Source organism: Kitasatospora sp. NPDC096140, from assembly GCF_040303045.1.
GTDB lineage: Bacteria > Actinomycetota > Actinomycetes > Streptomycetales > Streptomycetaceae > Kitasatospora.
On sequence record NZ_JBEOUW010000059.1, the window covers coordinates 24,666 to 49,215 of the forward strand.

Consider the following 24,550-nt stretch of genomic DNA (forward strand, 5'->3'; position numbering starts at 1 on the left):
GCCCGACGCCCCGCGCCGACCCCGCGCCCTGCTCGCCATGCAGCCCGGCCTGGCCGAACGACTGATCGCCCCCGCCACGATGGCCCGGCTCACCGAACTCGCCGTCCTCGACCCGGCCCTGGTCGTCGACGACTTCACCGCCCCCGAGGCGGCCGCCGCGCTGCGCGAGACCGAGGTGATCATCAGCTCCTGGGGCTGCCCGCCGCTGGACGCCCCGGTGCTCGCCGCGGCACCCGCCCTGCGGGCCGTCGTCCACGCCGCCGGCTCCGTCAAGCACCACGTCACCGAGGCCTGCTGGCGTCGCGGCCTGCAGGTCACCTCGGCGGCCTGGGCCAACGCCCTGCCGGTCGCCGAGTACACCGTCGCGGCCGTGCTCTTCGCCAACAAGCAGGTCCTGCAGCTGAGTTCCGCCTACCGCAGGGACCGCGAGGACTTCAGCCCGCACGCCGACCTCGGCGCCATCGGCAACTACCGGCGCACCGTCGGCATCGTCGGCGCCTCCCGGATCGGCCGGCGCGTCCTGGAACTGCTGCGCCCGTACGACCTGGAGCTGCTGGTCCACGACCCGTACCTCGGACCGCTCCAGGCCGCCGAGCTCGGCGCCCGCGCCGTCGACCTGGACACCCTGTGCGCCACCGCCGACGTGGTCAGCGTCCACGCCCCCGAGCTGCCCGGGACCAGGCACCTGATCAGCCGCGAACGGCTCGCCGCCATGCGCGACGGCGCCACCCTGGTCAACACCGCCCGCGGCTCCCTCGTCGACCAGGACGCGCTCACCGCCGAACTCGTCGCCGGCCGGCTGAACGCCGTCCTCGACGTCACGGTGCCCGAGCGCCTGCCCGTCGACTCCCCGCTCTACGACCTGCCCAACGTCCTGCTCACCCCGCACGTCGCCGGCTCCCTCGGCGGCGAACTGCACCGGATGGCCGCCGCCGCGGCCGACGAACTCGCCCGGTACGCCGCGGGGCTGCCCTTCGCCCACCCCGTGCTGTCCTCCGACATCCACCTCACCGCCTGACGGACCGTCGGCACCACTATCGGCACCACCACCCAGCACCAGAGGAGAACCCCCATGTCCCGCAAGGTCATCGGCGTCGTGATGAACGGCGTGACCGGCCGGATGGGCTACCGCCAGCACCTCGTCCGCTCCGTCCTCGCCATCCGCGAGCAGGGCGGGCTCCCGCTGCCCGACGGCGACGTCCTGTGGCCCGAGCCGATCCTGGTCGGCCGCAGCGAGGCCAAGCTGCGCGACCTCGCCGAGCGCCACGACCTCGCCCACTGGACCACCTCGCTCGACGAGGCCCTGGCCCACCCGCTCGCCGAGATCTACTTCGACGCGCAGGTCACCCCGGCCCGCGAACCGGCCATCAAGGCCGCCATCGCCGCCGGCAAGCACGTCTACACCGAGAAGCCGACCGCCGAGACCCTGGCGTCCGCCCTGGAACTGGCCCGGCTGGCACGGGAGGCCGGGGTGGCCAACGGCGCCGTGCAGGACAAGCTGTTCCTGCCCGGCCTGCTCAAGCTCAAGCGGCTGGTGGACAGCGGCTTCTTCGGCCGGATCCTGTCCGTGCGCGGCGAGTTCGGCTACTGGGTCTTCGAGGGCGACTGGCAGCAGGCCCAGCGGCCGTCCTGGAACTACCGCGCCGAGGACGGCGGCGGCATGATCCTCGACATGTTCCCGCACTGGCGCTACGTGCTGGACAACGTCATCGCCCCGGTGCGCTCGGTGTACGCCCACACCGCCACCCACATCCCGCTCCGCCACGACGAACGCGGCGAACCGTACCGGGCGACCGCCGACGACGCCGCGTACGGCATCTTCGAGCTGGAGGGCGGGATCACCGCCCAGATCAACTCCTCCTGGGCGGTCCGGGTGGACCGCGACGAGCTCGTCGAGTTCCAGGTCGACGGCACCGAGGGCAGCGCCGTCGCCGGGCTGCGCAACTGCCGCGTCCAGCACCGGGCCACCACCCCCAAGCCGGTCTGGAACCCGGACCTGCCGGTGACCGAGTCGTTCCGCGACCAGTGGCACCAGGTGCCCGACAACGACGCGTTCGACAACGGCTTCAAGGTGCAGTGGGAGCTCTTCCTGCGCCACGTCGCCACCGGCTCCCCGTACCACTGGGACCTCCTCGAAGGCGCCAAGGGCGTCCAGCTGGCCGAACTCGGCCTGCGCTCCGCCCACGAGGGCCGCCGCCTCGACGTCCCCGCGCTGGAGCTGTGATGACCGAGATCCTCCTGCCCGGCCACGGCCGGCTGCGGCTGCGCGACCCCGAGCCGCTGCACCTGCCCGCGCACCCGCCGCGCTCGCGCACCGCCTTCGCCGCCGCCCACGTCGTCGCCGACCCCCTGGGCGACAACGCGCCCGGCGCCCCGGCCGCCGTCGACTGGGACGCCACCCTGGCCTTCCGGCGCCACCTCTGGTCGCTCGGCCTCGGCGTCGCCGACGCCATGGACACCGCCCAGCGCGGCATGGGCCTCGACTGGGCCGCCACCCGCGAGCTGATCGTCCGCTCCGGCGCCGAGGCCCGGGCGTTCGAAGGGGCGGCGCACCGCGCTTCCGGCCAGGCTGGTGGCGGGCGACGCGAGGGCGCCCTGCTCGCCTGCGGGGTCGGCACCGACCACCTCACCGCCCCCGCCCCCACGCTCGCCGACATCGCCGCCGCCTACGAGCAGCAGCTCGCCGTCACCGAGGAGGCGGGCGCCCGCCCGATCCTGATGGCCAGCCGCGCCCTCGCCGCCGTGGCCACCGGCCCCGAGGACTACCTGACCGTCTACGGCGGCCTGATCCGCCAGAGCGCCCGGCCGGTGATCCTGCACTGGCTCGGCGAGATGTTCGACCCCGCCCTGGCCGGCTACTGGGGCTCCCACGACCTCGACCGGGCCACCGGGACGGTGCTGGACCTCGTCCACGCGCACGCCGACCGGATCGACGGCATCAAGGTCTCCCTGCTCGACGCCGCACGCGAGGTCGCGCTCCGCCGCTCCCTGCCCGCCGGGGTCCGCCTCTACACCGGGGACGACTTCCACTACCCCGAGCTGATCAAGGGCGACGACCTCGGGCACAGCCACGCCCTGCTCGGCGTGTTCGACCCGATCGCGAGCCGGGCCGCCGCCGCCCTGCACGCCCTCGACGCCGACGACCCGGACCGCTACGACGCGCTGCTGGCCCCCACCGTGCCGCTCGCCCGCCACCTGTTCGGCGCGCCGACATACCACTACAAGACCGGCATCGTCTTCCTCGCCTGGCTCGCCGGCCACCAGCCGCACTTCACCATGGTCGCCGGAGCCCAGAGCGCCCGCTCGACCCGCCACCTGGTCGAACTCTTCCGCCTCGCCGACGCGGCCGGCGTCCTGCCCGACCCCGACCTCGCCGCCGGCCGGATGCGCGACCTCCTCAAGCTCGCGGGGGTCACCGCATGACCAGGCTCTCGCTCAACCAGATCACCACCCGCGACTGGAGCCTGGCCGAGGCCGTCGACGGCTGCGTCGCCGCCGGGATCCCCGCGATCGGGCTGTGGCGCGACAAGGTCGCCGAGACCGGCCTCGCCCGCGCCGCCCGCCTCGTCCGCGAGTCCGGACTGGCCGTCAGCAGCCTCTGCCGCGGCGGCTTCCTCACCGCCACCGGCCCCGAGGCCACCCGGGCCGCGCTCGCCGACAACCTCGCCGCCCTGGAGGAGGCCGCCGAACTGGGCACCGACACCCTCGTCATGGTGGTCGGCGGCCTGCCCGACGGCAGCCGGGACCTCGCCGGCGCCCGCGCCCGGGTCGCCGACCTCCTCGCCCGGCTCGCCCCGCACGCGGGCGACCTCGGCGTCCGGCTGGCGATCGAACCGCTGCACCCGGTGTTCTGCGCCGACCGCGCCGTCGTCTCCACCCTCGGCCAGGCCCTGGACCTCGCCGAGGCCTTCCCCGCCGACCAGGTCGGGGTGGTCGTGGACAGCTACCACGTCTGGTGGGACCCCCAACTCGACGCACAGCTCGAACGCGCCGGACGCGGCGGCCGGATCGCCTCCTACCAGGTGTGCGACTGGACCCTCCCGCTGCCCGCCGACACCCTGCTCGGGCGCGGCCACGTCGGCGACGGCCACATCGACTTCGCGGCGCTCACCGCCAAGGTCACCGCCGCCGGCTACACCGGCTGGGTCGAGGTCGAGATCTTCAACGAGCAGGTCTGGAACACCCCGGGCCCGCGGACCCTGAGCCTGCTCGCCGAACGCCACCGCACCCACGTCGAACCGCACCTCGCACCGGCGGCCGCCCGATGAGGGTCGTCCTGGCCCCCGACTCCTTCAAGGGCACCGCGACCGCCGCCGAAGCCGCCGCCGCCCTGCGCGAGGGCTGGCTCTCGGTCCGGCCGCGCGACGAACTCCTCACCCGCGCCATGGCCGACGGCGGCGAGGGCACCACCGCGGCCGTCCTCGCCGCCACCCCGCGGGCCGTCGTCCGCCGGGTGCCCGGCTGCACCGGACCGGACGGCCGACCCGTCACCGGCTCCTACGCGCTCCTGCCGGACGGCACCGCCCTCGTCGAACTCGCCGTCACCAGCGGCCTGCCGCTGATGGCCGCCCCCGCCCCGCTCACCGCCACCACCCGCGGCACCGGCCAGGTGATCGCCGCCGCGCTCGCCGCCGGAGCCCGCCGGCTGACCGTCGCCCTCGGCGGCTCCGCCTCCACCGACGGCGGCGCCGGGCTCCTCGGCGCCCTCGGACTCCGTCTGCTCGACGCGGACGGCAACCGACTCCCGGACGGCGGCCATGCCCTGACCGCCGCCGTCCGGGCCGACCGCTCCGGACTGCTCCCGCCCCCGCCGGACGGCGTGCGGCTCCTCACCGACGTCACCGACCCGCTCCTCGGCCCGGACGGCGCCGCCGCCGTGTACGGGCCGCAGAAGGGCGCCGGACCGCAGAACGTCCGGGCCCTGGAGGCCGGCCTCCGACAGCTCGCCGCCCTGCTCGGCGGCGACCCCGCGGCCCCCGGCGCCGGGGCGGCCGGCGGGACCGCCTACGGACTGGCCGCCGCCTGGGGTGCCGTCACCACCCCCGGCGCGGCCGCCGTCGCCGACCTGCTGCACCTGGACGAAGCGCTCGCCGACGCCGACCTGGTGATCACCGGCGAAGGCCGCTTCGACGCCACCAGCCTGCGCGGCAAGGCGGCCGGCGAGGTCCTGTACCGGGCCCGCCGGGCCGGCACGCCGGCCGCCGTCGTCGCCGGGGACTCCGCCGTCCCGGCGGTGCTCACGCTGACCCGGCTGGCCGGGTCCGCGGAGGCCGCGTGCGGCCGGCCGCTGCACTGGCTGCGCCGCGCGGGCGCCCTGCTCGCCGCCCGCCGCTGGGCGCTCGCCGAGCACCCCCTGACCAGCCGCCGCTGAGCGCCCACCCCCTGACCACCCCCCTCCTCCCTGCCCACCAGACCCCCCAAGGAGCCCCCGTGCGACGCAACAGACTGCCCGCACTCGCCGCCGCGACCCTCGTCGCCGCGGCCGGACTGACCACCGGCCTGCCCGCCCAGCCGGCCGCCGCGGAGTCCGCGCCCGGCAACATCGCCGACCACACCCTGCAGGCCACCCCCACCATGATCGTCCGGCCCGGCAGCTGGCGGCAGACCAACGACGCGCTGGTGCGCGCCGACACCGACGCCGTCGTCGCCAACGGCCTGGCCGCCAAGGGCTGGAACATCATCGCCGTCGACGACGACTGGATGATCAAGGACAACGGCCAGGACTGGAACGGCACCCAGGTCGTCCCCGCCGCCCAGCACGGCCGCGACCAGGCCGGCAACCTGATCACCTCCCCCAGCAAGTACCCGCAGGGCATCAAGGCCACCATCGACTACGTCCACAGCAAGGGCCTCAAGTTCGGCATCTACGAGGACGGCGGCGACCTCACCTGCGACGGCGGCTCCGGCAGCTACGGGCACTTCACCCAGGACGCCGAGTACTTCGCCTCACTGGGCGTCGACTACATCAAGATGGACTACTGCTACCCGCACACCCGCACCTCCACCTCCGGCCTGCTGCTCACCACCGACCACGACGCCGACGTCGCCATCGACGCCTACCGGCAGGCCGCCCGAGCCATCGCCAAGGCCAACGCCGCACACGGCACCCACATGACCCTCAACTGCTCGGCCCCGGCGTACTTCAACTGGGACAACCAGAGCACCGGCTCGCCCGTCTTCCAGAAGGTCATGGCCGGCATCGGGCAGACCTCCCAGGAGTGGCGGATGGCCGCCGACGTGGGCGGGAACAACTGGGCCGCGACCCTCACCAGCCTGGAGCAGACCGACGCCACCGCCGGCTACGCCCGCGCGGGCCACTTCAACGACCCGGACCAGCTCGCGCTGGGGCAGAGCTCCATGACGCCGGACCAGCAGCGCGCCCAGCTCAGCATGTGGGCGATGTACTCCGCGCCGCTGAACATCAAGATGACCGGCGCCGCGGCGTTCACCCCGCAGGTCGTCGCCGACGCCGGGAACACCGACATCATCGCCGTGGACCAGGACCGCCTCGGTGTCCAGGCCACCCCGGTCGCCTCGGACGACGACACCGCCGTCTACGCCAAGCCCCTGGCCAACGGCGACGTCGCGGTGGCCCTGCTCAACAAGTCCGCCACCGTCCGGACCGTCTCCACCACCGGCGCCGCGGTCGGCACCTCGGCCTCCGGCTTCACCCTCAAGGACCTGTGGAGCAAGGCGGTCACCAACAGCTCCGGCACGATCTCCGCCACCGTCCCGGCCACCTCCGCCGTCGTCTACCGGCTGCACCCCGACGCCGGCGCCACCTACGCGGACTGGACCACCGCCCTCAACTCCACCGCGATCAGCGACGACGACGCGGCCACCGCCGGCTCCTTCGACCGTGCCGGCGACAGCTTCTCCTCCGACGCCCTGGCCGCGGCGGGCGTGACCCGCGGCTCCACCGTCGCGGCCGGCGGCCAGACCTTCGCCTGGCCGGCCGGCGGCTCCGGGCAGTTCGACAACATCGTGGCCCGCGGCCAGACCATCGCCTTCCCGACCGACGGCAGCACGATCGGCTTCCTCGGCGCGTCCAGCGGCGGCGACGTCTCCGGCGCCCTCACCCTCCACTTCACCGACGGCACCAGCGGCCAGGCCACGCTCGGCTTCCCGAACTGGCTGACCGCCGACCCGACCGCCTTCGGCGACAGCACCGCCGTCACGACCACCCACCGCAACAGCCCGCACGGCCCCGACCAGTTCGGTACCAGGTACGTGGTCTCCTACGCGTCGGTGACCGTGCCGGACGGCAAGACCCTGCAGTCCATCACCCTGCCGGACAACGCCGCCCTGCACATCTTCTCGCTGACCGACTACTGATCCGACCGGACCCCCGGACCCCTGGCCACCCCAGACACCGTGACGGCGGCGCGGTGCGGCCAGGTCCCGGAAGGCGGCGCTGCCCCAACAGCGCCGCCTTCCGCTCGTCCGCGCCGACCACTCCCGGAGGTGCCTCCGCATGACCACCACTGACCGTGACCGTACTGTCCTGGCCGGTGCCCGGCTGGTCCTGCCCGGCGGTGTCGTCGACGACGGCCGCCTGACCGTCCGGGGCGACCGCATCACGGCCGTCACCAGCGGTCCGACCGAACCCGGCGACCTCGACCTGACCGGTCACACCGTCGTCCCCGGCTTCGTGGACCTGCACGTCCACGGCGGCGGCGGCGCCTCCTACGCCTCCGGCAACGCCGAGGAGGCCCTGCTCGCCGCCCGGACCCACCTCCACCACGGCACCACCACCACCGTCGCCTCCACCGTCACCGGCGAGATCGACGAGCTCGCCCGCCAGGCCGCCGTCCTCTCCGAACTCGTCGAGGACGACGTGCTGGCCGGCATCCACTTCGAAGGCCCCTTCATCTCGCACAACCGCTGCGGCGCCCACCGCCCCGATCTGCTGCGCGAGCCCGACCCGGCCCTCGTCCGCAAGCTCGTCGACGCCGCCCGCGGCCACGCCACCATGGTCACCCTCGCCCCCGAACTCCCCGGCGGCCTCGACTCGGTGCGCATGCTCGCCGACCTCGGCATCATCGCCGCCGTCGGCCACACCGACTCCGACTACGCCACCACCCTGCAGGCCATCGACGCCGGCGCCACCGTCGCCACCCACCTCTTCAACGCCATGCCCGCCATCGCCCACCGCGCCCCCGGCCCGATCGTCGCCCTGCTGGAGGACGAACGGGTCACCGTCGAGCTGATCAACGACGGCGTGCACCTGCACCCCTCCGTCCTCGACCTCGCCTACGGCACCGCCGGCCCCCACCGCGTCGCCCTCATCACCGACGCCATGGCCGCCGCCGGCATGGGCGACGGCCTCTACCCCCTCGGCCCCCTCCAGGTCCGCGTCACCAACGGCATCGCCATGCTCCCCGACGGAAGCTCCATCGCCGGCTCCACCCTCACCCTCGACCAGGCCTTCCGAAGAGCCCTCACCATCGGCAAACTGACGCTCCACCAGGCCGTCCAATCACTGTCCACCACCCCCGCCCGCCTCCTCGGCCTCGACCACCGCACCGGCTCCCTGGAAACCGGCAAACTCGCCGACCTCGTCATCGTCGACTCCGAGAGCTTCGACCTGGTCGCCGTCATGCGCCACGGCCACTGGGCCCGCGGCGCCGACCGCTTCCGAACCGTCCGAACCGTCCGAACCGCCTGAACGAGGATCCGTCACCCTCCTCCGGGGAACACCTTGCCCACGTTCCTCCTGACCGTGCCCAGCTTCCTGAGCACCTGCGCGACGTGCTTCTCCACCGTCCGCTGGGACAGCACCAGGGCCCGGGCGATGTCGTGGTTGGTGGCACCCCGGGCGAGCAGTTCGGCGACCTGCTGCTCGCGCGGGGACAGCCGGTCGCCGTAACCGCGCCCGCTGCTCGACGGCTCGGGCCGCGCCAGTCCCAGCCCGCGGACCGCGCGCCCGCACCGGGCGGCGTCGGCGCTCGCGCCGAGGCGGGTGAACCCGTCCAGGGCCTGCGCGAGATACCCGCCCGCCTCCTCGGGCCGCCGCTGCGCGAGCGCGCGGCCGAGGTGCTCCGCAGCGCGGGCGCAGTCGTACGGGCGGCCGATCCCGAGCCGGATCCGGTGCGCGTCCGCGAAGTGTCCGGCCGCCGCGTCCGGTTCGCGTTCCAGGAGCAGGAGGCCCCGGGCGAGGGCGAGTTCGGCCTCGGCGGCCGGGGCGTCGCGCCCGGCGAGGCCGGCTTCGACGTCGCCGGCCAGGCCTTCGGCGACGTCCCGGTGGCCGGTGCGCAGTGCGGCGTCGACGGCCGCCGGGACGAGGCCGATGGCCTGTGCCCAGGTGCCGGCCTCCCGCAGGGAGGCGACGGCGGGGACGGCGGCCGTGTACGCCTTTCCGGGCTCGTCCTGGGCGAGGCGGACGGTGGCGAGCCCGGCAGCGACGTTCAGCGCGTAGCCGACCTGGGCGTGCTGCCCCGCGCGGGCGGACGCGGTCCGCAGGTGGTCGACGGCTCGGCCGAACTTCCCTTGGGCGGAGGCGAGTTGCCCGAGCAGAAGCTCCTCCTTGACCTCGGCGAGCGGAGCCATCTCCGGGTACTCGGCCCGCAGTGCGGCGAGGCGTTCCGCCAGGCCCGACCAGTGTCCGCCGAAGAAGTCGAAGTGCAGCAGGGCGAACCGGCCGAAGCACACCGTGTTCGTGAGACCGAGCCGTTCGGCGAGCTCCAGGCTTTCGGCCAGCAGCGGCGCGGCACGCCGGTCGTGCCCGGCCATGATCAGCCCGCTGGCCGCGTTGAACAGCGCCCGGGCCGTCTGCGCGAGGACCGCGGTGTCCTCACCCTCGCGGGGCAGCCGGTCGAGCAGGGGCCAGATGCCGGGGTCGGCGTCGCGGGCCAGCACGGTGAGCCTGGTGGCCCGCACGGTGGCGCGGGCCACCTCGTCGGTGCTGTCGAGCAGCACCAGGTCGGCCCGGTCGAGCCGGCTCCGGGCCAGGGCGGTGGCGCCGTCGCGTTCGTCGAGCGCCAAGGTGCTCAACACCCGGGCCACCAGGTCCGGGCGGGTGGCGAGTTCGTCGACCGCCCGTTCCAGGTCCTGGAAGCCGGTGCGGTCGCCGCCCTGGTTGGTGGCCAGCACACCGAGGGCGAACCGGATCTCGCCCCGGACGGCCACCGGCAGCCGCGGATCGTCGAGGAGCAGGCGCAACCGTCCGGCGCTCGCGGAGAAGTCCACGCCGTTCACGGTGATCCCGGCCAGTGTGAGGGCGGCCTCGGCGCGGCGGGCGTCGGGCAGTTCGGGCGCGTCGAGGATCTGCCGCAGGAGCCGGGCCGCCGTTCCGTCGTCGCCCAGGGCCACGGACTCGCGGACCGCGTCCTGCGCCCGGTCCAGCCAGGCGCGGCGGTCTCCGGTGGCGAGGGTGTGGTGGGCGATCCGGACCAGGGGCGCGGGCGTCTGGGCCCGCAGCACCCGCACGGCCCGCTCGTGCAGCCGCACCCGGGACGGCCCCGGGACGTGCCGGTGGGCGACCTGCTGCGCGAGGACGTGCCGGAAACCGTAGTGGCCGGGCTCGGCCTCCGCCAGGACCGCGGCCCGGAGGGCGGCGGTGAGCCCGTCGGCCGCCGGCTCCGGGTCCAGCCCGGCGACGGCGGCGAGCACCGCCTCCGTGCCGGGCACGGCGAGGACGGCGGCCGCGGCGGCGATCGACGTGCCGTTCGGGGGCAGCGCGTCGAGGCGTTCGATCACCGCCTCGCTCAGCCCGGCCGGGACCCGGGCGCTCCGGAGCCGGCCGACGAGGTCGCGGCCGGCGCCCTCGTCGCGCAGGGTGCGCAGGTCCTCCTCGACGACCAGGGGCAGGCCCTGGCTGCGCTCGTACAGGGCGGCTCCGAGCTCCGGTGTGGCGTCGTGCCCGAGCACGGCCTCGGCCAGGGCGCGCACGTCCGGGCCGGTCAGCCGTTCCAGGGCGATGGTGGTGCCCCCGACACCCGGCGGGCGGCGGTAGGCGGCTCCGAGCGCGGGCGTTCCCGGCGGGAGGTCCTCCGTCCGGACGGTGAGCAGCAGGCTCAGCCGCCCGGGCAGGTCCCGGGCGAGCAGGAGGAGCAGTTCGCGCGTGGCCTCGTCGGCCCAGTGCAGGTCCTCGACGACCAGGACGGCCGGTCCGATCGCCGCCAGCAGGGACCGGACCCCCAGGACGATGCGGTGCTGCCGGGCCAGGGGGCCGTGCGGAGCGGGCGGGGGCGGCGGCAGCCGGTCGGCGACGTCCGGCAGCAGCTCCGCGAGCGCGCCCGCCGTGGCCGGGATCCGCTCCGTGGCGGGCAGCAGCGCGCCAACCCCGCGCAGGGCGTCCACGACGGGGCCGTAGGGGAAGGGTTCGCGCAGCGGGTGGCAGGACCCGGCGAGCACGGGCCGCCCCTCGGCGGCCAGGGCCGCGGTGGCCTCCCGCACCAGCCTGGACTTGCCGATGCCGCCCTCGCCCTCCAGCACGGCCACGGCCGGCGGGTGGCGGAGCGCGTCGAGCAGCAGTCCCAGCTCGCGGTCGCGTCCGACCAGGGCGAACCCCCACCGGGGCGTCGGGGCGTTGTCGCGTCCCACACTCCGCGTCACACGACCACCGCCCTTCCCGGCCACGCTAGTGCGCGGCGGCGGACCGGGCAATCGTGCGCCGGAGGCGGTGAACCCGCTGGTCAAGCGCGGTCGGGGTCGGCGGCGACGGTGGCCACCACCCGCGTGCCGGCCGGAGACAGGAAGGCCAGCCACCCGTCCGTCACCCGGGCGACCAGGTCGAGCCCCCGCCCGAACGCCGCGTCCGCGTCCTCGGGCATCCGGCGCGGCACTTCCCGGGCCTTCCACCGTCCGGAGTCCTTGACCTCGACCGTGAGCTCGGCGCCGCGGTAGGTGATCAGCACGGTGATGTCCGGGCTGCCGCTGTGCAGGACCGCATTGGTCACCAGCTCGCTGACGACCAGGGCCAGCGCCCTCCTGCGCGCCGGCGGGACGGACCACCGCAGTGCGGTGTGGCAGGCGAACCGGCGCAGCGCCGGGACGGCTTCCAGGGTCGCCGGCATGCTGCTCAGCGCACTGGTCGTCGGCGGGAGGGAGACCGCGTTCCGGCGGCGGGTACGGACGGCCGCGGGCCGGAGGGCTTGGGTGATGACCATGATCAGGCTCCTGGATCGCCCCGCCGTCGGTGCATCGGCGGGCCTGCCTCGACCGTGCGGCAGCGCGGGTCGGCCGGGCAATGGGGGCGGCCGGAAAGGCGTATGCCCAAAGTGCCCGACGTGCCGCTCCCCGGCGATGGGTAGTGCCGTAACAACACCTCCGGGCACCACCCCGAGGACTTCACAGGCCTCGACGATCAGCGATCTTTTCATCATCTGTCCCCGGAATGCACGGTTCCCAGGAATTCTGGCCGACCTGTCTGCCGGTCGTACGTCGCGAAGGCCCGAAAATTCCGGTCACGAGCCCGGCTCACATATTCCGAGAGTGCTGCTCGTGGAAGCACAGACCTTCCGGGACGCGTCGCCGACCCCGCCGCGCCAGCGCTACCTCCACTCCCGTTCGTGGGCGCGGACAGCCCCGGCGACAGCGCCGCAGAGGCTCCTGGCCTGCGGCGCAGGCGCGCGGAGCATGGTGACATACGCCGGAGTGCGCCCCGATGCGGCAGATGGTCGACACCATCCGACGCCTTCCGAGAAGGGCCATCCGTTCACGATCCGAATATCGTGTGCATGACCTTTTCGCGACATGGATCGAACAACACATCTCGCGTCGCACATTCCTCGACTCCCCCTCCCTTAAAGGGATGCGCAATACGTTGGCAACGTGCACAATCATCACCTCCGCGCATTCTCAACATTGCTCCGGAAAGGGGGAGGATCTGTCATGTCCGAGCAGCAGCAGCCGGAATCCGGCGGTCCCGAGACCTCGGGCGGGATCTCCATCGTGGCGAGGTTCAAGGGTCTGACCAGGGAAGGAAGGGTGGCCGTCTCCGCCGGAGCCGGCGTGCTCATCCTGCTCTGCGCGGGCGTTCCGATCGTTCTCTCCCGCGGCAGCGACACCCCTCAGCCACCGCCACCGCCCGCGACGACGGTGGCAACGGCATCGGTCGGCGGCGTCTCGGGGGGCCCGACCGTTCCACTCCCGCCCTGCGGCGAGTCGAAGTCCGGTGTCAGCCTCGGCAGTGCCGACGTCGTCACCGAGCGAACGAAGGCCGAGGTCAAGGCCGAGATCAACTGCGCGGTCCAGCCCGGCGGCCACCTCGTGTGGATGATCGTCCGAGACGGGATGGGGACACCGGAACCACACACCAACTACTACCCGAAGGGAGAGCTGCCGGGTATCAACCCCCTCACGATCCCGGTGTCCGGGGACACTCCCGGGACGGTCCGCACCGTGCAGGTCGCCATCCTGAACCAGGAGACCTTCGAGGCACTGGCCCGCAAGGCCGCCCAGACCACGGACGGCGCGATCCCGGAGAAGGAGATGCCGCCAGCCATGCGCTGGGCATCCAACCCGATGCGCGTGGTCCGGGGAAGTTAGGGCCCGCCACCGGCCTGCCGCTCGGCGGGCCGGTGGCGTACTTGCCCTGGCATACGGGCAGTTGCGGCACGGCGCCGAGCCGAATTGGGCTGCCGTCGGTGGGGCCGAGCGGGCGGTGGGGCCAGCGGTCGGCGCTACCCGGTGAGGATGCCCAGGGCGTTGGGGATCGGGCGCTCCCGGCCGTGGTCGAGGTGGTTGCGCACCGTCAGCTCGCCGGTGGCCCGGTCGCGGGTGACGAGTGTGGCGGAGGCGCCGCCGTCCAGGTAGGCGCCGTCCGGACAGCCGAGGTCACGCACCGTTCGGGCGAGTTCGGTCAGCGTCAGGCCGGTGGAGGTGCCCTCGCGTCCGTCGGTGGACACCAGCGTCAGCACCCGCCCGCCGTCCGCGAGGCCGAGCGCGCTGCGCGGCTCGGCGACCGTGTCGTCCAACCCGGCCGGCGCCTCCCCGCCGCGCAGCAGCCGGTGGGCGCCCAGCGCGAAGCGGAAGGGCACCGGCCCGCTCGACGCCAGCCGGTAGTCCACGGCGACCGGCGTGCCGACGGGCAGGCCCGCCAGCGCGCGGGCGCCCGCCTCGCGGCCGAGCAGCACGGTGCTCCCCGCGGGGATCGGACCCGTCCCCGGGGTCGCGGAGACCGCCGCCACCCGGCCCTGGCGGACCGTCACCTCCCAGGTGTCCGCCGTGCAGGGGGCCTTCCGCGACTCGTCGCTCCCGCATGCGGCGCGGGCCCGGGACACCGCGCCCCAGTCGGAGGTGAACACGCCGATCGAACCGACCGGGAGGGCGTACTGGTTCAGCCCGCCCAGCGGCCAGGCACCGCCGCCCGCGGCCCGCAGCCGGCCCCGCAGCACCAGACGGCCCAGGCGGGCCACCCCGTCCACACCGACCCCGAGCACGTCCTCGGCCGTGTCACCCGGCGGCGGTTGCCAGCCGAACCGCTGCGCCTCCGGGACGGCCGCCTTCAACGCCCGGCCCCGGTACACGGCCGGCCCGGAGGTCGCCCCGGTGACCTCGACGCCCGGGTGCTGTGCCTCGCTGATGTCGAAGAAGTCCCCGTTCACCGCCGCCACCGCCCGGCGTGCGCCGGCCAGCACGGTCAGCGGCGCGCGGGCGGCCACCGCGCCCGGAAACAGCAAGTCCGCCCGCACGCCCGGCCGGCGCAGGTCGGCACGGACGGCGTACACCCGCGCGCTGCCGTGCGGGGTGTGCACCGTCAGCTCCCGGTACGCCACCCCGGGCGCGAGCGCCGTCCAGCCGGACGCGGCCCCGGGCCCGACCGGCTCCGCCCCGGCGGGCGGGACGACCGGGCCGGCCGCAGCCACGGCCAGCCCCAGGGCAACCACACAGCGCAGCGCATGCCTCACACCGCCATGCTGACGGCCGGTACGGCGGTCCCGCCGCACTGCCGTCGGCGCGTCGCGCATCGGCCCGGCCGCCGTCGGCCGTCCGCCGTCGAGCGGGCCGACGGACGGAGAGGGTCACACACACCTGAGTACGCGTACTCAGGCGCGGGGATCGCCGGTCCGGTGAGCATGGGCGGATGAGCGAGGGGCGCCGCGGGCCGGCGAAGGTGAAGCAGTTCCTGGGCGGCGCCGCCGTCATCGCACCCGTCCTGCTGCAGGCGGCTTTCGGCTCCGGCGTGCCCGCCGCGTGGCGGCTGCGGCGGCTGTCCCGTTCGAAGGCCGTCCGGCAGGCCTGCGAGGACACCGAGGCACAGCTGCGGACGCGGCTGGCGGCGATCGCGCGGACGTACGAGCTGTGGCCGGTCTTCAGCCAGGCGGTCGACACCTGCACCTGATGACCACCCCGCCACCGCCCGGGAGGGACCGGCACCGCCTGCGCCGGCGGGTCTCGACCGATCCGGCCGGCATGACCGTGGAACGGGCCCGGGAGGAGCACGGCCCGCTCATCGCCTGGACCCTCAGCGCCACGTACTACACGAAGGCGAAGGCCCGGTAGCCCCGCGGCCCTGTTCCTCAGCCGTGTCCCAGAGGCCGAGGAGGACGGACGGTACGGCGGCCGGATCGGCGACGCGCAGGAGGAGGTGCCCGATCCCGGCGGACCCGATCATGAGCGACGGGCTGTCGGCGCCGCCCGGCGAGCCGGAGCGCAGCTCGTCGAGGGAACGCCCGGCCAGGCGGAGCGCGGCGTCGCGTGCTGCGGCGAGGAGGTCCGGGCGGCCGAGGAGGTGGCCGGCGGTCCACAGGACGTCGATCAGCCCCGCGAGGCCGTGGCAGAGGGTGGCGTCCGAGTCGACGAGTGCGATCCGTCGCTGCAGGGTGCTCAGGGTGGTGGCCAGCGCGGCCTCGGTGGAGTGGCGGTAGGCGGCGCGCCGTTCGGGGTCCAGTTGCTCGGCGCGCAGGCGGGTCAGGGCGATTCCGGGGGCGCCGTTGCACCACGCCACCATGAACGCCGGGCCGCCGGAGGTGTCGTAGGGGCGTTCCCGGTGGTCGGGCCAGTTCCCGGCCGCGGGGTCGAACTGGCCGTCCTCGGCGGCGAATCCGTCCCGGGCGGCCCGCAGGAGGGTACGGTCCCCGGTGCTCCGGGCGAGCGCCATGAGGGCCAGCGCGACACCGGCCGCGCCGTGGGTCAGGCCCGTCCACGGGGGTGTGTCCGGCGTGCGGTTCCGTCCGGCCGGCCCGGATGCGGTGACGTGGGCGAGGAGCGCGGACCCGAGTGATTCCGCCCGGGCGAGGGCCGGGCCCGGCCGTCGCCAACCGGGTGCCTCGGCGAGTTGCAGGAGAGCGAGGACGGCTCCGGCCCGCCCGGCCATCAGGTCGTCCTCGGCGTCGCCGTCCGGGTCGTCGACGAGGCTGTCGAGCAGCGGCTCGACGGGACCGGTGCCGGGGGCGTCGCCGAGCAGTCGGCGGATCCGTACGGCGGCCAGGAGCACGCCCGGCAGGCCGGTGTACAGACCGGGTGGGGCCGGGGTGGAGCGGGTGGGGCGTTGTGCGGCGGCGAGGGCCGCGGCCAGCGCGCCGTGTGCGGTGCGGGCGAACTCCTCCTCGCCGGTGCCGGCGGCGAGTTCGGCCAGGAAGAGGGCGGTGCCGGCGGTGCCGGAGTAGAGGTCGGGGCCCAGCGTGCCCGATCGCGGTGTGAAGGCGTTCGGGCCGACGCGGCCGGTGAGGGTGCGCGCGATCCACGTGCAGCGGGTCCGGGTGGACTCCCAGCGGGCGTCGGCGCAGATCGACCGGCCGATGCGGCGGGCGGTGGCGAGCAGGGCGTCCGGGTCGGCGGTACGGGGCGGGGGCGCTGCGCTGCCTGGTGGTCCGGCGCTGGGTGACGGTCCTGTGCTGCCCGGCGGTCCCGGCCGGTGGCCGCGGGGTCCGGGCCGTCGGCCCTGGCCGGGCCACTCGTAGCCGGTGCGCGAGTTCGCGGCCAGGTGGGGAGCGAGGGGGTCGAGACCGCGGCGCCGGAACTCCGCTGCCACGGCTGCGGTTGCCCGCTCCGGGCGGGTGGGGCCCTGCGGACCGTCCTCGTCGTACAGCCGCCACAGTGCGTCCGCCACCAGCCGGCAGCGGTGCCGACCGAAGCTGGTGCCCGGGCCGGGGTCCTCGGCCAGTCCCAGGCCGTGGTCGAGGCGGAGGGTGAGCAGGGGCGGGTCGGCCCGCAGGTCCGGTGCCAGGCGCCGGTGGACGCTGCGGAGGACGGGGAGCGCCTCCGGGTAGCGGGTCCGGGGGAGGTAGAGGACTCCCGCGTCCGCCCGGGCGTACCGCGAGGGGTCGCGCAGGACCTTGAGCGTGAAGGGGACCGCCGCGGAGTCGAGGCCGGTGCTCAGGGCGTCGAGCAGGGCGGGGGCGCCGCCGTCCCGCAGGTGCCAGTAGAGGCGGACCAGTCCGGCGGCCTGGTCCGCGGCCGTTCCGGGGTCGGAGCCGGTCACCGTGTGGAAGCCGGTCAGGAGGTTGCGCCGGACGCGGGGGGCGAGGACCAGGCAGGCGTCACCGACGGCCGGCAGCGCGGGTTCGCCGGGCGCGGCGGCGTCGGCCGGGCGCGCGCGCTCCGAGGCCGGGAGCGCGCGGACCCGCGCGGGCGCCGTCCAGTACACGACGCCGTTGCTCCGGACCTGCACCCGGCCGTCCGGGCCCGCCCCGACCAGCCGCCAACCCCTCTCCCACACCCAGTCGTCCGGGACGGCGGCGCTCAGGGCGGCGGCGAAGCGCCCGGCGAGGTCGGCGTCGACGATCCCCGGCTCCAGCCGGCCGCTCGGCCGGACGTAGCAGCGCCAGTAGAGCGCGGAGGCCAGGTCCTCCACCCGGTCGCCCGGCGCGGTGCCGGCCGGTGCGCCCTGCCCCGGGGGCTGCCCGGGGGAATGCCCCCTGGCCTGCCCTGCAGCCTGGCCCGGACCGGCCGGTGTGCCACCGACGTGGGCCCGTTCCGCATCCGGGATGGTGACCGCCAGCGTGAGCGCCGTCAGGTCCGGATGGAGTGCCACCGTGGTGCCCGTGGTCATGTGAGGGCCAGGAACTCGGTCGCCGCCCGGTCCGGGTCGGTGAAGATGTTGGCCGCGATCTCCAGCATCGCGCAGCCGCCGACGGACACGGCCTCGCTGCGGCCGGCCTCCTCGACCTGGGTCTGGACCAGCCGGGCCGCGGTGAACGCCGCGGTCCGGGCGGCCAGGTCCCGTTGCGCCGTCACCGTCGGCGGGCGCACCGACAGGTACGCCCGCCACACGGCGCGGCAGGTGGCCTGCAGGACGAGGCCCGCGGCGGCGACACCCGGTCCGGTCGGGGGCGGGCCCGTGCCGGTCGGGCGGGACGGGGGTGCGGCGAGGGCGGGATCGAGGACGGGGCCGAGGGCCGCCCGGACGACCGATTCGAGCAGCCCTGCCAGGTCCTGGGCCGGGTCGCCCAGGTGCCACAGCTCCCAGTCCACCAACCGGATGTCCCGACCACGGGCCGCGCCGGGGTGGGCTTGAGGCGGACGCGCCGCGGCGGGACGGACCAGCACGTTGGCGGCCCGAACGTCGCCGTGGACGACGGTTCCGGGCCGCCAGCGGCTCACCAACCCGGTGAGCCCCGAGCTGAGTTCGGAGGAAGTCTGGACCATCTCCACCAGCATCAGCGTGCCGCGGCTGGCGGTGCACAGCAGCCACGGGTCGGGGCGGCCGTAGTCGGTCACCGGAGCCACCTCGGGCGGTGCCGTGGGTGCCGCGGTCCAGTCCGGGCCGGCCGCGTGGAGCTCGCCGAGCAGGCGGCCGGTCTCCTGGTAGAGCGAGACGGGGAACTCCCCGGCCGGGCGCTCCCGGACGATGTCGCCCAGTCCACGGTGCTCGGGGCGGAACTCCAGGACCAGGAGGGGCCGTTGCCGGTCGGCGTGCACCAGCCGCACGAGCAGGGCGTCGAAGGGGTGGCCCCGCCCGGCGGCGGCGCGGTAGAAGTCGATCTCGGAGCGCAGCGTCGACCGGCTCATGGGCGACTGCTCGTTGGGCACCTTGACGAAGTATCCGCTGCCGTCGGGCCGCGTGATCACCAGATTGCGGTTGCGTCGGGCACCGACCTCAACGGCCAGGCCGGTGTCGACGACCTCGTCCGCGCTCAACACCCCTGCTGCCACCAGCTCGTCGACCGTGCCCAGCGCCGTGGGGGCCGCCTGGTCGGGCACCTGCGCCACGTCCGGCATCTGCATGGCCTGGCCGGTCCCGCTCAGCAGCAGTCGGGGCACTGGGGCCAGACGTCCGTGCCCGAGCACGGCCAGGTGCCGGTGGTCGCCTCGGTGACCGAGATCTCGGTGGGGCACGTCCAGAACGGGTCGGACTCCGGCTCCTTCTGGTGGATCGCCCGGGACACCAGCCGGGAGGCGAACCGGCTGCGCAGGCGCCCCTGGAGGAACGCCGCCGGACCGGTCACCTGGTTGACCCGCACCAGGCGGACCTGGGCGGCGTCCCTGATCCAGAGCCGACGGGGGCTGTCGGCGTTGTCCGGGTCGACCGACGCGGTACGGACCACGTCGTCGGCGGCGAACTCGTAGTAGCTCGCCAGGGTCACGTCGACGTAGAGCCGGATGAGGTCGTCCGTCGGCCCGGTGCCGACGTAACCGACCAGCACGGTCAGGTTGTCGCCCGACGGTTCGGAGCCCGGTCTCGGCGTGAACGAGTGCGGGGAGAGGTCCCGCTGGTCCTTGCTGTCGCCGCTCATCGGAGTGCCCTTTCCGCCGGCACGGCGCCGCCCGTCGACCGCACGGCGTCCCTGGCACGAGCCGAAGACGGCGTCGGCCCGCGCGCATGCCGGTCCTTTCTCCCACCATAGGCCTCACCGCCCGCCGACGCCGCGCCAACTCCCCTGCGGGAAGGCCGGATCCGGCGTCGCCGACGGGCGAACACACGGAGTACGGACACCCGCCGTGATCGCCGCTGGTCCGGTCCGTTCCGCGCCGCCGAGCGCCACGTTCCGTGGCAGGTTCCGGTGCCGGTCCCGCGGAGGCAGTCCGCGTACGGGTCGTCGACACGTGCACGCAGACCCGGACGCGGATCACGGATCACGGATCACGGATCACGGATCACGGATTCGGTCGGCCGCTCACCCCGCTGTCGCACCCGCCGCGACGCGGGCCACGATCGTGACGCAGTCGAACGTGGTGAATCCCACGCCGAGATCGTTGGCCAGGGTGACGGTGAGCCGGTAGTCCCCGGCCGCGAACGGTCCCACCGAGGGGTTCATCAGCGGCCCCGCCGTACCGGCGGGAAGGTCGGGTTCGGCGAAGTCGCTCGCGGCCCCGTCCACGTCGCTGTCGAACACGGTGTCGTGATCGACGCTGTCGGATCCCGGGCATCCTTCCGGGATGCTCTGGATGACCAGACGATCGACGAAGGCGGCGATGTCATGGTTGCTGATGTTGCGTGCAGACCATTGAACGCGAAAAGAATCGTCGTCGTGAATGATGGAAATGTCCGGAGTGATCGGATTACTGACGTTGGCAAACACGATGTCCGTCATGACGTGACTCCCGTCCACGAAATCCACGCATGCACAAGGGTCCCGTTCACCATCATTCACCGCGGCTCCGGCCGACGCCAAGCGAGGACCGAGGACCTCCCGTACGCCCGGGGCCGCACGGCGGAGTGCCCGTGACCGGGCCCGTCCTGCGGGGGTTGCACCGGCATGACGATCCCTCCGCTGTCCCGGCCGCCGATCCCCGCCCCGCTCGACCCCGGCTCCGCGCCCGAGCCCAGACCGGTCGAGGGACACGGCCGGGCGCCCTCGTCCGCACGGCGGACACGAGCCGTCGGACGGGCTGCGGCGGTCGCCTCCGCCCTGGTGCTGGGTGCCGGGCTCGCCCCGACGGCGTCGGCGGCAACCCCGTACCCGGGCAATCCGGTCGCGGAGCAGCTCGGCAGGTACTGGACCCCGGCCCGCATGGCGGCCGCGCAGCCCGTCGGCGCCGAACCCGCCGCGCCGGGCGCACCGGCCACGGCGGACGGGCCTCGGCCCGGCGAGTTGGTCCCCCCGAGCAGGAGCTTCGACGGCATGCCGCAGACCGGCACGTTCTTCTGGACCGACGCCGTCGGGACGCACCGCACCTGCACCGGCTCCGTGGTCCGCAGCCCCGGCCACGACCTCGTGCTGAGCGCCGGGCACTGCCTCACCGGATCCTCCGGCACCTCCCCCAGGCGGCACCTCGGATTCGTTCCGCAGTACCACGACGGACTCGCGCCGTTCGGCATCTTCCCGGTCAGGACCGGCGGCGTCTACGTCCCGCAGGAGTACTACGACCGGGGCCCGCACGCCGGGGCCGCGTACGACTTCGGCTTCGCGAGGACCGAGCCCGACCGGGACGGCCGGCGGATCGAGGACGCGGTCGGCGCGGTCGAGCTGCTCACCGGCTCCGGCCACCGGCACGCTGCGGTGCGGATGATCGGGTACCCGGCCGCCGCGCAGCGGCCACTGGAGTGCCTGAGCCGGACCACCCGGTGGGCCAGCGACGACCCCGCGGATCCCGGCACCTTCGTGCGCATCGCGTGCGACGGCTTCGTCGGCGGGACGTCGGGCGGGCCCATGCTGGTGCCCCGGCCCGGCGGCTGGGCCGTGATCGGGACCATCGGCGGCTACCACATCGGCGGCAACACCCGCCAGGTCTCCTACAGCGCCTACTTCGGCTCCGTCACCCGCGCCCTGTACGAAGCCGCGACCACCGGCGCAGCCCCGGCGGGCCCGAGTTCCTGAGCCCGGACCCGGGGACCCGGGAGTCCCACCGCCGTGTCGGTCGGGCCGACCGGCCGGGGTCTCGCGAGCGATGGGGGTGACTCGCGAGGCCCCGGCCGTGTGGGAGGCCAGCCGCGGTGACGGGGGGCGCGGCTGCTCGGCGGCCCGACTGCGGTGGGGCCGCCGTGCCGGGAATGCTAGACCCGCGAACCGGCCACGAACAAGGCTTTGACCTGGGATTTTCCGGCCGCGGACATGCCATCCGGAAGGGGTCGCTCCGGACCCCCGGTTCCTCGGCCGTCCGTACGTACGCGCCCGAGGAAGCGGGGGCACTCGTGGCACTCTTCACGCCGAGCCAGGCCGGGCCGGGCTGGGCTGGGCTGGGCTGGGCTGGGCTGGGCTGGGCAATGTCGGCCGAGTGTCGGCCGGCTGTCAGCGGGGACAGCGACCTGTCGGCGGGCTGTGAGCCGCCGCCGGGACGGTGGGAGCCGGACGCGGCCCGCCGTGCAGGTGCGGGCCCGCCCCCAGCCAGACCACTCCGAGCCTCCGGGAGCCCGCCATGCCCACCACGCCCTCCGTACCCTCCGTACCCTCCGCGTCCCGGGCCTCGCGGTGGGACGTCCACCGGCTGCCTCCCGCAGCAGGAAGGAACGTCCTGGTCACCGGCGGCAACGCGGGGATCGGGTACTTCGTCGCCGAGCAGCTCGCCGAGGCCGGGGCCACGGTCGTCCTCGGGAGCCGCGACCGGGCGAAGGCCGAGGCCGCGATCGCCTCCATCGGCTCGCGCGTCCCCGGCGCCAGGGTGCGGCACGTGGCCCTGGACCTGGCCGGCCACGCTTCGCTCGGGGCCTCCGTGGACGCGCTCGGGCTGGACCGCCTCGACGCGGTCGTCCACAACGCCGGTGTGGCGCTCGACCATCCGCCGCGGCGCGAGACCAGGGACGGCCACGAGCTGATGTTCGCCACCAACCACCTGGGCCACTTCGCACTGACCCACCACCTGGCCCCGCTGCTCATGGCGACCCCGGGCAGCCGGATCGTCACCACCGGCAGCTTCGCCGCCAAGTCCGAACGCCTGGACCTCGACGATCTCCAGAGCGCGCGCGACTACCGGCCCAAGCGCGCCTACGCGCGGTCCAAGCTGGCCCAGATGCTCTTCGCCGTCGAACTCGACCGCCGCCTGCGCGCCGCCGGCAGCACGACGCTGAGCATGCTCGTCCACCCCGGCGGCGCACTCGACTCCCTCACCCCTTCGCGCCCGCCCGTCCACGTCCGGACCACCGGCGAACGGCTGCGCCACCTACCGCTCGGCCTCGTCGTCCAGGGCAAGGACGCCGCCGCGTGGTCCGCTGTCCGGGCCGTCCTCGACCCGGGCGTCCGCGGCGGCCAGATGTGGAGCCCCCGGGCGTTCGGGCTGCGCGGTGCGCCCAGGATCGAACCCCTCTGGGACCACCTCACGGACGCCACGGCCGCGGCACGCCTGTGGGCCGCCTGCGCCGACCTGACCGGCGCCGACCCGATGGCCGCTCACCGCGCCGAGGGTCCGGCGGGCGGCCCGGGCCGCCCGCCGGTCCCCACCGATGCCGGCCGTCCGTCTATCTGACGTGTCGTCAACTGTCGTTCTGCGGACCGGTGAGGTTCTTGGTGAGCCATTCCAGCCCCATCGGGATCAGCTTCTCGAAGTCCACGGTCTTGTGCCGGCCGCCCGGCTGCTCGTAGTACTCGACGGTGGTCGGGGGGACGGCCTTGGCGACCCAGTCCTTGACCAGGTTGACCTCGTAGGAGGTGCCGCCGCCGGCGGTGGCGAGCATCCTGACGTCGGCCTTGCTGGTGGCGATCAGCTTGTCGGGGCCGTTGGCGGCCTGCTCGGCCTCGTGCCCCTTCCACAGCAGGGAGTCCGCCTTGAAGTCGCCGTCGATCGGCACGGCGGCCCGGTAGACGTCGGGGTGCTGCAGGGCCAGCTTGGCGCTGCAGTCCGCGCCGCTGGAGGCGCCCATCAGGCCCCAGCTGTCGGCGCCCTTGAGGGTACGGAAGTTGGCGCGGACGAAGTCCGGGACGTCCTGGGACAGCCAGGTGCCCATCTTCGGCTGGCCGGGTATGTCGGAGCAGTCCAGGGACCGGTGCTCGTCGCCCGTCAGGTTCTGCACCGGCATGATCATGATGAAGGGGTGCGCCTTCTGCTCCTGGACGAGCTGGGCGTCGATCTCCTGGACCGGCAGCTGGTTGTCCGTCCAGGTGTTGTAGCCGTTGCTCTGACCGCCCGCGAAGAGGGTGAGCACGGGGAAGCCGGACTTGGCGTACTTCGGGTCACCGTACTGCGGCGGCAGCCAGACCCAGACCTGCGCGGAGACCCCGGACTTCCGGCCCGCCAGGGTGGTCATCATGATCGGCCCGGCCTTGGTGTCCCGGGCCTTCTTCAGGTCGGCGGCCGGGCCGGTCGGCAGCACGACCCTGGAGTCCTTCGGCGGCGCGCCGCCCGCCGCACCGGACGGGGCGGACGAGGTGCCCGCCGCCGTGTTGCCGCCCGCCCCGGGATGGGCGGCCGACGTGCTGCCACTGCTGCAGGCCGCCAGCGCGGCGGACAGTGCGAGCGCGGTGACACCGGCCAGGACCGCCCGGGTACGCGCCGGCCGCGACGCCGACGGCGACTGCGGCGGCGACGGCGACTGCGGCGGCGACGGCGACTGCGGCGGCGACGGCGGCGGTGACTGCGGCGGTGACGGCGGCGGTGACTGCGGCGGTGACTGCGGCGGTGACTGCGGCTGGTGCACGGTGAGAGCTCTCCGATCGGTGTCCTGGACGGGGGCCCCCCCCCCGGGGGGGGGGGGGGGCCCGCCCCCGATAATGTCGGTAGGTTAGGCCGTGCGGGGTGCCCGGGGGGGGCCGGCCGGTGGGGGGACCGCCCCCCCCGCCCCGGGCCGGGG

Annotated in this window: 20 protein-coding genes; 12 read left to right on the forward strand and 8 right to left on the reverse strand. The window is 74.8% G+C overall.

The features are described 5' to 3' along the window. The first annotated feature begins 37 nt into the window (after window positions 1-37). The 7 genes from ABT048_RS37560 to nagA all read left to right on the forward strand — a co-directional run bounded on the left by ABT048_RS37560 (window position 38) and on the right by nagA (window position 8,668). The gene (locus tag ABT048_RS37560) at window positions 38-1,018 is read left to right on the forward strand and encodes a hydroxyacid dehydrogenase (protein WP_350526132.1); all 981 of its coding nucleotides are present in this window, start codon (window positions 38-40) and stop codon (window positions 1,016-1,018) included. 54 nt (window positions 1,019-1,072) lie between these two features. Further along, window positions 1,073-2,224, forward strand: a complete 1,152-nt coding sequence (locus tag ABT048_RS37565) for a Gfo/Idh/MocA family protein (protein ID WP_350526112.1) — start codon at window positions 1,073-1,075, stop codon at window positions 2,222-2,224. Then, on the forward strand, window positions 2,224-3,423 hold the full coding sequence (locus ABT048_RS37570) for a dihydrodipicolinate synthase family protein (RefSeq protein WP_350526113.1): 1,200 nt from the start codon (window positions 2,224-2,226) through the stop codon (window positions 3,421-3,423). The genes ABT048_RS37565 and ABT048_RS37570 overlap by 1 nt, the downstream gene beginning before the upstream one ends. After that, window positions 3,420-4,268 carry a sugar phosphate isomerase/epimerase family protein gene (locus ABT048_RS37575; RefSeq protein WP_350526114.1) on the forward strand — a complete coding sequence of 283 codons (849 nt, stop codon included), beginning with the start codon at window positions 3,420-3,422 and terminating at the stop codon, window positions 4,266-4,268. The genes ABT048_RS37570 and ABT048_RS37575 overlap by 4 nt, the downstream gene beginning before the upstream one ends. Next, window positions 4,265-5,371 (forward strand): glycerate kinase, encoded by a 1,107-nt coding sequence (locus ABT048_RS37580; protein WP_350526115.1) that lies wholly within the window; start codon window positions 4,265-4,267, stop codon window positions 5,369-5,371. The genes ABT048_RS37575 and ABT048_RS37580 overlap by 4 nt, the downstream gene beginning before the upstream one ends. A 59-nt stretch (window positions 5,372-5,430) precedes the next feature. Continuing rightward, a complete protein-coding gene (locus ABT048_RS37585; RefSeq protein ID WP_350526116.1) occupies window positions 5,431-7,335 on the forward strand; it encodes a glycoside hydrolase family 27 protein in 1,905 nt (634 codons plus the stop codon). Between the two features lie 139 nt (window positions 7,336-7,474). Further along, on the forward strand, window positions 7,475-8,668 hold the full coding sequence (nagA, locus tag ABT048_RS37590; protein ID WP_350526117.1) for an N-acetylglucosamine-6-phosphate deacetylase: 1,194 nt from the start codon (window positions 7,475-7,477) through the stop codon (window positions 8,666-8,668). An 11-nt stretch (window positions 8,669-8,679) separates the two neighbouring features. Here nagA and ABT048_RS37595 read toward each other — a convergent pair whose 3' ends face one another. Both ABT048_RS37595 and ABT048_RS37600 read right to left on the reverse strand, forming a co-directional pair. Beyond that, complete coding sequence (locus ABT048_RS37595; protein WP_350526118.1) at window positions 8,680-11,556, reverse strand: ATP-binding protein; 2,877 nt, start codon at window positions 11,554-11,556, stop codon at window positions 8,680-8,682. 80 nt (window positions 11,557-11,636) lie between these two features. After that, window positions 11,637-12,110 (reverse strand): ATP-binding protein, encoded by a 474-nt coding sequence (locus ABT048_RS37600; RefSeq protein ID WP_350526119.1) that lies wholly within the window; start codon window positions 12,108-12,110, stop codon window positions 11,637-11,639. Between the two features lie 724 nt (window positions 12,111-12,834). Between ABT048_RS37600 and ABT048_RS37605 the strand changes: the two genes are divergently transcribed. Beyond that, window positions 12,835-13,491 carry a hypothetical protein gene (locus ABT048_RS37605; RefSeq protein ID WP_350526120.1) on the forward strand — a complete coding sequence of 219 codons (657 nt, stop codon included), beginning with the start codon at window positions 12,835-12,837 and terminating at the stop codon, window positions 13,489-13,491. 134 nt (window positions 13,492-13,625) lie between these two features. On the opposite strand, the gene ABT048_RS37610 is transcribed toward ABT048_RS37605, so the two are convergent. Then, complete coding sequence (locus ABT048_RS37610) at window positions 13,626-14,852, reverse strand: phosphodiester glycosidase family protein (RefSeq protein WP_350526121.1); 1,227 nt, start codon at window positions 14,850-14,852, stop codon at window positions 13,626-13,628. A 176-nt stretch (window positions 14,853-15,028) separates the two neighbouring features. Between ABT048_RS37610 and ABT048_RS37615 the strand changes: the two genes are divergently transcribed. After that, a complete protein-coding gene (locus ABT048_RS37615) occupies window positions 15,029-15,286 on the forward strand; it encodes a hypothetical protein (RefSeq protein ID WP_350526122.1) in 258 nt (85 codons plus the stop codon). After that, window positions 15,286-15,447 (forward strand): hypothetical protein, encoded by a 162-nt coding sequence (locus tag ABT048_RS37620; RefSeq protein WP_350526123.1) that lies wholly within the window; start codon window positions 15,286-15,288, stop codon window positions 15,445-15,447. The genes ABT048_RS37615 and ABT048_RS37620 overlap by 1 nt, the downstream gene beginning before the upstream one ends. Here the strand turns inward: ABT048_RS37620 and ABT048_RS37625 are convergent. The 4 genes from ABT048_RS37625 to ABT048_RS37640 all read right to left on the reverse strand — a co-directional run bounded on the left by ABT048_RS37625 (window position 15,410) and on the right by ABT048_RS37640 (window position 20,420). Then, the gene (locus tag ABT048_RS37625; protein ID WP_350526124.1) at window positions 15,410-17,938 is read right to left on the reverse strand and encodes a lanthionine synthetase LanC family protein; all 2,529 of its coding nucleotides are present in this window, start codon (window positions 17,936-17,938) and stop codon (window positions 15,410-15,412) included. The two genes, ABT048_RS37620 and ABT048_RS37625, sit on opposite strands and share 38 nt — an antisense overlap. Then, window positions 17,935-19,149, reverse strand: a complete 1,215-nt coding sequence (locus ABT048_RS37630) for a phosphotransferase (RefSeq protein WP_350526125.1) — start codon at window positions 19,147-19,149, stop codon at window positions 17,935-17,937. The genes ABT048_RS37625 and ABT048_RS37630 overlap by 4 nt, the downstream gene beginning before the upstream one ends. Continuing rightward, window positions 19,131-19,622, reverse strand: a complete 492-nt coding sequence (locus tag ABT048_RS37635; RefSeq protein WP_350526126.1) for a hypothetical protein — start codon at window positions 19,620-19,622, stop codon at window positions 19,131-19,133. The genes ABT048_RS37630 and ABT048_RS37635 overlap by 19 nt, the downstream gene beginning before the upstream one ends. 381 nt (window positions 19,623-20,003) lie before the next feature. Continuing rightward, on the reverse strand, window positions 20,004-20,420 hold the full coding sequence (locus ABT048_RS37640) for a hypothetical protein (RefSeq protein WP_350526127.1): 417 nt from the start codon (window positions 20,418-20,420) through the stop codon (window positions 20,004-20,006). Between the two features lie 165 nt (window positions 20,421-20,585). Between ABT048_RS37640 and ABT048_RS37645 the strand changes: the two genes are divergently transcribed. Then, the gene (locus ABT048_RS37645; RefSeq protein WP_350526128.1) at window positions 20,586-21,647 is read left to right on the forward strand and encodes a trypsin-like serine peptidase; all 1,062 of its coding nucleotides are present in this window, start codon (window positions 20,586-20,588) and stop codon (window positions 21,645-21,647) included. 538 nt (window positions 21,648-22,185) lie between these two features. Further along, window positions 22,186-23,229, forward strand: a complete 1,044-nt coding sequence (locus ABT048_RS37650) for an SDR family NAD(P)-dependent oxidoreductase (RefSeq protein ID WP_350526129.1) — start codon at window positions 22,186-22,188, stop codon at window positions 23,227-23,229. 7 nt (window positions 23,230-23,236) lie between these two features. Here ABT048_RS37650 and ABT048_RS37655 read toward each other — a convergent pair whose 3' ends face one another. Then, window positions 23,237-24,397 (reverse strand): alpha/beta hydrolase, encoded by a 1,161-nt coding sequence (locus ABT048_RS37655; RefSeq protein ID WP_350526130.1) that lies wholly within the window; start codon window positions 24,395-24,397, stop codon window positions 23,237-23,239. Window positions 24,398-24,550: the final 153 nt, after the last annotated feature.

Coding starts and splice junctions, on each gene's coding strand:
- ABT048_RS37560 (WP_350526132.1), top strand. CDS start 38: ATGCAGCCCGGCCTGGCCGAACGACTGATCGCCCCCGCCACGATGGCC.
- ABT048_RS37565 (WP_350526112.1), top strand. CDS start 1,073: ATGTCCCGCAAGGTCATCGGCGTCGTGATGAACGGCGTGACCGGCCGG.
- ABT048_RS37570 (WP_350526113.1), top strand. CDS start 2,224: ATGACCGAGATCCTCCTGCCCGGCCACGGCCGGCTGCGGCTGCGCGAC.
- ABT048_RS37575 (WP_350526114.1), top strand. CDS start 3,420: ATGACCAGGCTCTCGCTCAACCAGATCACCACCCGCGACTGGAGCCTG.
- ABT048_RS37580 (WP_350526115.1), top strand. CDS start 4,265: ATGAGGGTCGTCCTGGCCCCCGACTCCTTCAAGGGCACCGCGACCGCC.
- nagA (WP_350526117.1), top strand. CDS start 7,475: ATGACCACCACTGACCGTGACCGTACTGTCCTGGCCGGTGCCCGGCTG.
- ABT048_RS37600 (WP_350526119.1), bottom strand. CDS start 12,110: ATGGTCATCACCCAAGCCCTCCGGCCCGCGGCCGTCCGTACCCGCCGC.
- ABT048_RS37605 (WP_350526120.1), top strand. CDS start 12,835: ATGTCCGAGCAGCAGCAGCCGGAATCCGGCGGTCCCGAGACCTCGGGC.
- ABT048_RS37615 (WP_350526122.1), top strand. CDS start 15,029: ATGAGCGAGGGGCGCCGCGGGCCGGCGAAGGTGAAGCAGTTCCTGGGC.
- ABT048_RS37620 (WP_350526123.1), top strand. CDS start 15,286: ATGACCACCCCGCCACCGCCCGGGAGGGACCGGCACCGCCTGCGCCGG.
- ABT048_RS37625 (WP_350526124.1), bottom strand. CDS start 17,938: ATGACCACGGGCACCACGGTGGCACTCCATCCGGACCTGACGGCGCTC.
- ABT048_RS37635 (WP_350526126.1), bottom strand. CDS start 19,622: ATGAGCGGCGACAGCAAGGACCAGCGGGACCTCTCCCCGCACTCGTTC.
- ABT048_RS37640 (WP_350526127.1), bottom strand. CDS start 20,420: ATGACGGACATCGTGTTTGCCAACGTCAGTAATCCGATCACTCCGGAC.
- ABT048_RS37645 (WP_350526128.1), top strand. CDS start 20,586: ATGACGATCCCTCCGCTGTCCCGGCCGCCGATCCCCGCCCCGCTCGAC.
- ABT048_RS37650 (WP_350526129.1), top strand. CDS start 22,186: ATGCCCACCACGCCCTCCGTACCCTCCGTACCCTCCGCGTCCCGGGCC.